Annotated in this window: 2 protein-coding genes; both read left to right on the forward strand. The window is 70.2% G+C overall.

The window, feature by feature from the left end; genetic code table 11:
• The first annotated feature begins 167 nt into the window (after positions 1-167).
• Positions 168-3,212 (forward strand): S8 family serine peptidase, encoded by a 3,045-nt coding sequence (locus VGJ24_RS12430; RefSeq protein ID WP_331500929.1) that lies wholly within the window; start codon positions 168-170, stop codon positions 3,210-3,212.
• Positions 3,213-3,492: 280 nt separating this feature from the next.
• A complete protein-coding gene (locus VGJ24_RS12435; RefSeq protein WP_331500930.1) occupies positions 3,493-7,302 on the forward strand; it encodes an ABC transporter ATP-binding protein in 3,810 nt (1,269 codons plus the stop codon).
• Positions 7,303-7,836: the final 534 nt, after the last annotated feature.

Below are 7,836 nucleotides of genomic sequence, written 5' to 3' on the forward strand. Positions count from 1 at the left end.
TCTGGCAACGGGCTCGAGGAAATGAGCCGGTCCTTCCGCGTGGTTGACGACTATCGCCGATCCAATGTCTAGTGTCCTCGGCGTCGTCGCACCAGGAGGATCGCATGCGCTTGTTGTCGGGAAGTCGTCGTGCTGCATCGCTCGTGGCAGTGGGTGCGACGCTGGTCTTGACCGGGACCGGTCTCGCCGCCGCTTCGACACCGCGGCACCAAGGTCAGGACGGGCGGGCGGCGTTCGCCGCGTCGGCCAGGGAGGTCCGTGCCGCCGGTCAGTTCAGGTCCGGTAACTACGTCGTCCTGCTGAGGCAGGCGCCGGCGGCGACGTACCAGGGCGGCATCACCGGCGTCCCTGCCACGGCTCGCAACGGCTCGTTCGACCCTGACGCGTCCGGTGTGAAGGCGTACCGGGGCTTCCTGACCCGGCAGCAGAGCACCGTGGCCGGGCAGCACGCCGTCTCGGTTCGGGAGCGCTACACCGTCGCCATCAACGGGTTCAGCGCACACCTCTCCGGGACGCAGGCGCGCGGACTCGCCAAGGACCCGCGGGTGCTCGCCGTGTCCCAGGACCGGCTTGTGCACACCGACAGCGTGCGCACGGTCGGCCCGCACGCCACCTCCGAGTTCCTCGGGCTCACCCATCACGGGCAGCCGGTCCACGGCTGGAACCCGAAGACCGCCGGCAAGGGCGTGGTGGTCGGTGTGATCGACTCCGGCATCTGGCCGGAGAACCCGGCGTTCGCAGGCACTCGGCTCAAGCACCGCAAGCACGTGACCCGCCAGCACCCGGGCCCGATCTTCGTCGGGCACAGCCACCACACCGCGTTCCGCAAGGGTGACGGGCACACCTTCCGCGGAACCTGCCGGCCCGGCCAGCGGTTCAAGGCCAACACCTGCAACAGCAAGGTGATCTCGGCGCGTTACTTCGACACCGGGTTCCTGCAGACCACGCCGCGGAACCAGTGGTCGCCCGCCGAGTTCAAGTCTGCGCGTGACGGGGTCGGGCACGGCTCACACACGTCCTCGACGGCCGCGGGCGACTACGGCGTCAAGGCGAAGCTCTTCCACCAGGGCGTCGGGCGCATCACCGGCATCGCGCCGGCCGCGAAGATCGCGACGTACAAGGCCCTCTGGGCGACGGCGGCAGACCCGACCGAAGCCTCGGGTACCACGTCGGACATCATCGCGGCGATCGACAAGGCGGTGGGCGACGGTGTGGACGTCATCAACTACTCGGTGGGGCCTCAGGGCGGTGACTCGGACATCATCGACCCGGTGGCCGTGGCGTTCCTCAACGCCGCGGCGTCGGGCGTGTTCGTGGCCGCGGCGGGCGGGAACGACGGTCCGACCCCGGCCACGGCCTCGAATGTCAGCCCGTGGGTGACCACGGCTGCGGCGAGCACCTGGCAGAACCCCGACGGCACGGTCGTGCTGGGCAACGGCAAGAAGATCCTGGGTGTCAGCCACACGGCCGACGGCACCTCGGGGCGGTTGGTGTACGCCAAGAACGTGCGTCGCAAGAAGACCGGCTCGGATGGCGCGTCGGCAGCCGAGTGCGGCCTCGGCACGCTCAGCCGCGCCAAGGCGCACGGCACGATCATCCTCTGTGACCGCGGGACCAACCTGTTCGTGAACAAGCTCGCCGAGGTCAAGCGGGTGCACGCGGCCGGAGTCATCATCGGCGACGTCGACCAACCCGACGTGGTGCCGCTGTCTTCGCCCCTGCCGTCCGTGTCGGTCCACACGGCGGGTCGCTCGACGATCCTGTCCTACATCAAGCGCAAGGGCACGGCGCACGCGCGGTTGGTCGCCGGCAACGCGACCGGCCACAAGAGCGCTCCGGTGCCCGAGGTCGCGGACTTCTCCTCGAGGGGTCCGGCGCAGATCGATGCCGACGTCCTGAAGCCGGACGTGGCGGCGCCCGGTGTCTCGGTGCTCGCGGCCGTGGCACCCCCGTCGAACGGCGGCCTGCACTTCGACTTCTTCGACGGGACGTCGATGGCCACGCCGCACATCGCGGGACTGGCCGCCTGGCAGCTCGGGAAGCACCCCAATCTGCACCCTGACGTGCTGCGCTCGATGTTCATGACCACGGCTCACGACACGGTCACGCCGAGCGGTCACCGGAACAAGAACGCCTTCGCCCAGGGGTCCGGTCAGGTCAGTCCGCTGCGGCTGGGCGACCCCGGCCTGGTGTTCCCGGCGGGCCTCCACGACTGGTTCGCCTGGCTCGAGGGACAGGGCATCAGCACCGGCTCCGGTGTCAACGGCATCCAGGGCTACAACCTCAACGAACCATCGATCCTGGTCTCCGCGCTGGTGTCCTCGGTCACCGTCACCCGCGAGGTCAAGAACGTCTCCGGCCACCGTGAGACGTATCGCGCGTCGTACGCCGGCGGATCTCACCTGCGGGTGTCCTTCGGGAAGAAGGGGTCGTTCCACAAGCGCCTGCGGTTCGCGATCGGGGCCGGCAAGACGAGGACCATCAAGATCAGGATCATCTCCCACGGTGGTCTGAACTCGTTCGCGTCGGGGTTCGTGTCGCTGACCAGCAAGCAGCACAGGGTGCGGGTCCCGGTGGTGGCCAGGCCGCTGGCGCTCTCGGTGACGCCGTCTGTGTCCGGCACCAACACCTCCGGCAACGTCCACATCACCGGCAAGGCCGGCTCGACCGGCACGGTGTCGGCCACGGTTCAGGGCCTGGTCGGATCCGCACCGGCCCCGGGCACCGTTCAGGGTGACGGTGGGACGCTCGCCAACGCGGACGTCACGTCGTTCACCGTGCCGGCGGGCACGCGCGTGTCGCGCATCGACCTCGACGCCGGGGCGGGCTCGAACGACCTCGACCTGTACCTGTTCGCCGACGACGGGACGCCGTTCGACCCGAGCACCGACCCGCTGGTGGCGTTGTCCGCGTCGGGCTCGGCCAGTGAGCGTCTGCTCGGCCGCATCCCGGCCGGTGACTACTGGGTCGTCGTCGACGGGTTTGACGTCGCCTCCGGTGGCGGCGACTACACGCTGACCACCTGGAACGTGTCGAACGGCGACAACGGGAACCTCAACCTCGCCCCGGTCAGCCAGCCGGTCTCGAAGGGGAGCTCCTTCAGCATCACCGGCTCCTACTCCGGACTGAACGCGAGCAGGGTGTACTTCGGGCAGGTCACCAGCACCCTGGGCTCGCAGTCGGGGACGACCTTCGTCACCATCCGGCCGTGAGTCGACGGGTCACCGAGGCCTTCCGTGGCCTCGGTGACCCGGACCGGCGTCCGACCGCCCCGGTCGGGACCTGCGGTTTGGTCCCAAACCGCAGGTCTGGACGCCCACGTCATGCGGTTCGTGACCAATCGATGGGTGGAGCAAGGGCACCCGCAGGATTCGGGACGGCGCCGGCGTGCCAGCTCGACCAGCGCGACGCGGGCCGTCACCGAGGCGCTACTACACTCGTTTCGGCCCTGGGGGCCGCGTCATTCGTCGACGAGAGGGACTCCACCACCGCATGTCAGCCAGCCAGGAGCCCGACGAGACACCCGGGTGGATCCGCAGGCTGGCCAGGCAGGTGTGGGTCCACAAGACCAATGTCCTGATCTCGTTCGTCGCGGCCGTCCTCGGCAGCCTGGGTCAGGCTGTGGTGCCGTTGGTCGCCCGCACGATCGTGGACGACGTGATCGGCCAGGACGGCGCGCTCCTGTGGCCGTGGCTGGCGCTTCTGGTCGTGATCGCCGTCGCGGTGTTCTTCTTCGCCTACCTCCGCCGGTACCGCGGCGGCCTGGTGGGCATCGCCGTGCAGTACGACCTCCGCAACCGGATGCACGACCACCTGCTCACCCTCGACGAGCGGAGCCTGTCGCACCTGAGCACCGGCCAGGTCGTCGCCCGCGCCAACAGCGACACCGCGCTGGTCCAGGGCCTCCTCAACTTCCTGCCACTGATCACCGGCAACCTGCTGATGATGCTCGTCTCGCTGGTCATCATGTTCGTGCTCTCGCCGCCGCTGGCGCTGGTCGGGCTCGTGATCGCGCCGGCGCTGTTCGTGGTCTCCCTCCGGATGCGGCTCAAGGTGTTCCCTGCCACCTGGGACGGCCAGCAGCGCGAGGGTGAGGTCGCCGAGGTCGTCGACGAGGACGTGAACGGCGTCCGTGTGGTCAAGGCCTTCGGTCAGGAGGAGCGCGAGCTGCGGCGGATGGTCGGCATCGTCGAGACCTTGTACGGCGTGCGCATGCGCGCCACCCGGCTCCAGGCCCGCTACCAGCCACTCCTCGAGTCGATCCCCGTCCTCGCCCAGGTCGCGGTGCTCGCGCTCGGCGGCTGGATGGCGCTCCACGACCAGATCTCGATCGGCACGTTCCTGGCCTTCTCGACGTACGTCGGGCAGTTCGTCGCCCCGGCCCGCCAGCTGGCCGGTGTCCTCACCGTTGGCCAGCAGGCCCGCGCAGGCGTGGAGCGGATCTTCCAGCTGCTCGACCTCGAGCCGCAGATCGCCGACGAGCCCGAGGCCGTCGACCTTCCCGACCTGCGCGGAGAGATCGAGCTGCGCGGGGTGCGGTTCGCCTACGCGGAACAGCCGGTCCTCGACGGGCTCGACCTCCGGCTCCGGCCCGGCGAACGCGTGGCCCTGGTCGGCGGCAGCGGGAGCGGCAAGTCGACGGTCACCCGCCTGGTCAACCGGTTGCTCGACCCGGACGAGGGCCAGGTGCTCGTCGACGGCCACGACGTACGCCACGTCACCCTGCAGTCGCTGCGGAGCCAGGTGGGGGCGGCGTTCGAGGAGAGCTTCCTCTTCTCCGACACCATCGCGGCGAACATCGCCTTCGGCCGCCCCGACGCTTCCCGCGAGGAGGTCCAGGAAGCGGCTCGGGTCGCCGACGCCCACGACTTCATCCTGGAGCTGGCCGACGGTTACGACACCCGGGTCGGCGAGCGCGGTCTCAGCCTGAGCGGTGGCCAGCGGCAGCGCGTCGCCCTGGCTCGCGCGATCCTCTCCGATCCCCGCATCCTGGTGCTGGACGATGCGACCAGCGCCGTCGACGCGGCCACCGAGGAGCGCATCTTCTCCCGGCTCCGGGAGGTCCTGGCCGACCGGACGAGCCTGATCGTCGCCCATCGCGTGTCCACGCTGAGCCTGGCCGACCGGGTCGTCCTCCTGGAGCGCGGTCGCGTCGCAGACGAGGGCACCCACCATGAGCTGGTGGTCCGCAACCGGGCGTACCGCGAGCTGCTCACCGGGCTGGACGACGACGCGGCCGGAGCCGTGGGCGACTCGATCGAGACGCTCAGCCAGGTCGACATCACACCGGCTGCCTGGCAACGCGGCACCGGCAACCGCGCCGAAGCGGTCCGCGACGCCACCGAGCGCGCAGCCGCCCGGATGGCGAGCCGGCCCACGATGGGTCCGGGGATCGGGGGCGGTTGGCGGCTCAACCTCGCCCCGACGCCCGAGCTGATGGCCCGCGTCGAGGCGCTGCCCCCGGTGCGCGATGACCTGAAGCACGAGGTCGACCTCGAGACCAGGGCCGATCCCGACTTCTCGATGTGGGGACTGGTCAAGGAGTTCCGCTGGTCGTTCGCGCTCGGTCTCGTGCTCGTCGTGCTCGACGCCCTCGCCGGGCTGGCCGGCCCGTACCTCGTCAAGGTCGGTGTGGACCAGGGCGTGGAGGCGGGTGCCCAGGACGTGCTGTGGGCGGCGTCCGCGGCGTTCCTCGTCGTCGCGCTTGCCGACCTGCTCGACCAGATCGCCGCGATCTTCGTCACCGGCCGCACCAGTGAACGGGTCATGGCGTCGCTGCGCATCCGCATCTGGGCGCAGCTCCAACGCCTGTCGCTGGACTACTACGAGCGCGAGATGGCCGGCCGGATCATGACCCGGATGACCACCGACGTCGACCAGTTCGAGACCCTGATCGAGACGGGTCTGCTGCAGGCGCTGGTCTCCCTGGTCACGTTCGCCGGTGTCGGCGTCGCCCTGATGCTGATGGATCTCGAGCTGGCGCTGTGGACCGGGACGATCATGGTGCCGCTGGCGATCGCGACCTACTTCTTCCGGCGCGTCACCAACCAGCTGTACGACCACGTCCGCGAGGCGCTCGCGATCGTGAACGCCGACTTCCAGGAGTCGCTCTCGGGGATCCGCGAGGCGCAGGCGTTCGTGCACGAGCACCTCACCCGCGAACGGTTCCACCGGCTCGGCCGGCGCTACTACGACGGACGCGCGCGGGCGCAGCGCACGATCGCGACGTACTTCCCCTTCGTGCTGTTCCTCTCTGCGATCGCCGACGTGATCGTGCTCGGTGTCGGCGCCCACCTGATCGAGCAGGGTCGGCTCACGACGGGGGTACTGATCGCGTTCCTGCTGTACCTCACGATGTTCTTCTCCCCAATCCAGCAGCTGTCGCAGGTCTTCGACTCGTGGCAGCAGACCCGGGTCTCGATCGGGCGCATCGCCGAGCTGATGCGGCTGCGCACGATCACGCCAGACCCGGCCGACCCGGTCCCACTCGGCGAGGTGCGGGGCGAGCTCGCGCTGCACGACGTCCACTTCACCTACCCGCAGGCCGAGCTCCCGACCGAGGAGCGAGGGCCGGCCGACCAGGTGCCGACCCGCACCGTCGTACGCCGCAAGCCGCCGGAGGCGCTCCGTGGCCTCGACCTCCACATCGCCGCGCACGAGACGGTCGCCCTGGTCGGCGAGACCGGCGCCGGCAAGTCGACGGTGCTCAAGCTGATCGCTCGCTTCTACGACCCGGACTCCGGCTCGGTCACCCTCGACGGGCACGACCTGCGCACCCTGTCGCTGCGCGACTTCCGCAGCCGGCTCGGCTATGTGCCGCAGGAGTCGTTCCTCTTCACCGGCAGCATCCGCGACAACATCGCCTACGGCCGGCCCGACGCCTCCGACGCCGAGGTCGACGCGGCCGCGCGGGCCGTGGGCGCCCACGACCTGGTCGCCAGCCTCCCCGGCGGCTACCTCCACGAGATCTCCGAACGCGGTACGTCGCTCTCCTCCGGGCAGCGCCAGCTGATCGCCCTCGCCCGGGCCGAGCTGGTCGACCCCGCGCTGCTGCTGCTCGACGAGGCGACCGCCAACCTCGACCTCGCCACCGAGGCGAAGGTGTCCGCCGCGATGGCGGTCGTGGCCGGGCGACGGACCACGATCCTGATCGCCCACCGCCTGCAGACCGCCCGCGCCGCCGACCGGATCGTCGTACTCGGTCGGGGCCGGGTCCTCGAGGACGGCACGCACGATGACCTGGTCGCGAGCGACGGTCGGTACGCCGCGATGTGGCGGGCCTTCGAGCTGGTGTCGGCCTGATGAGGGTCGCCCGACGCGGGCCGGAGGGTAAAACCTCGCCCGGCGCCGCCCGCCACGGAATCGCGCGTCCTGGGCGCGTCGTACCGCTGGATCCGCACGCCCGAACGGTCTCCGAGCGTCGATCGCTCGCGTCGTCCGGCCTCCGCCACGGACCTCCGTCGGGCCGTCCCAGGTCTTTACCCCCCGTCGCGTCACGCCGCCCGATTTGACCGTCTCTTAAGGCACAAGGAGGCAAACACCAATGTGCACCGAATCCCCCCATGGTGCCCATGGCCGTCCGTGCGAGGACTGCCTGGGAGACCGAATCAACCGAACGGTTGCTTTGGCCAGCCGCGACCGTGCCCTCACCCCCCTGTGGGCACGTCAGCGTCGGTATCGCGTACGCCCGGCGTACGTCGAGATGCTCCGCAGGGTCCCGTTGACGGCCTGAACCTCCTGCCCGACACGGGCCCGGTCGCGTGCGACCGGGCCCTCGTCATGTCCGGGTCCGTCTCGGGAGGACCCGGCGCTGGCGAGCCTCCGGAGGGTCGTGTG

Origin of the sequence: Nocardioides sp. (assembly GCF_036493135.1) — a bacterium.
In the GTDB taxonomy this organism is placed as follows: Bacteria; Actinomycetota; Actinomycetes; order Propionibacteriales; family Nocardioidaceae; genus Nocardioides.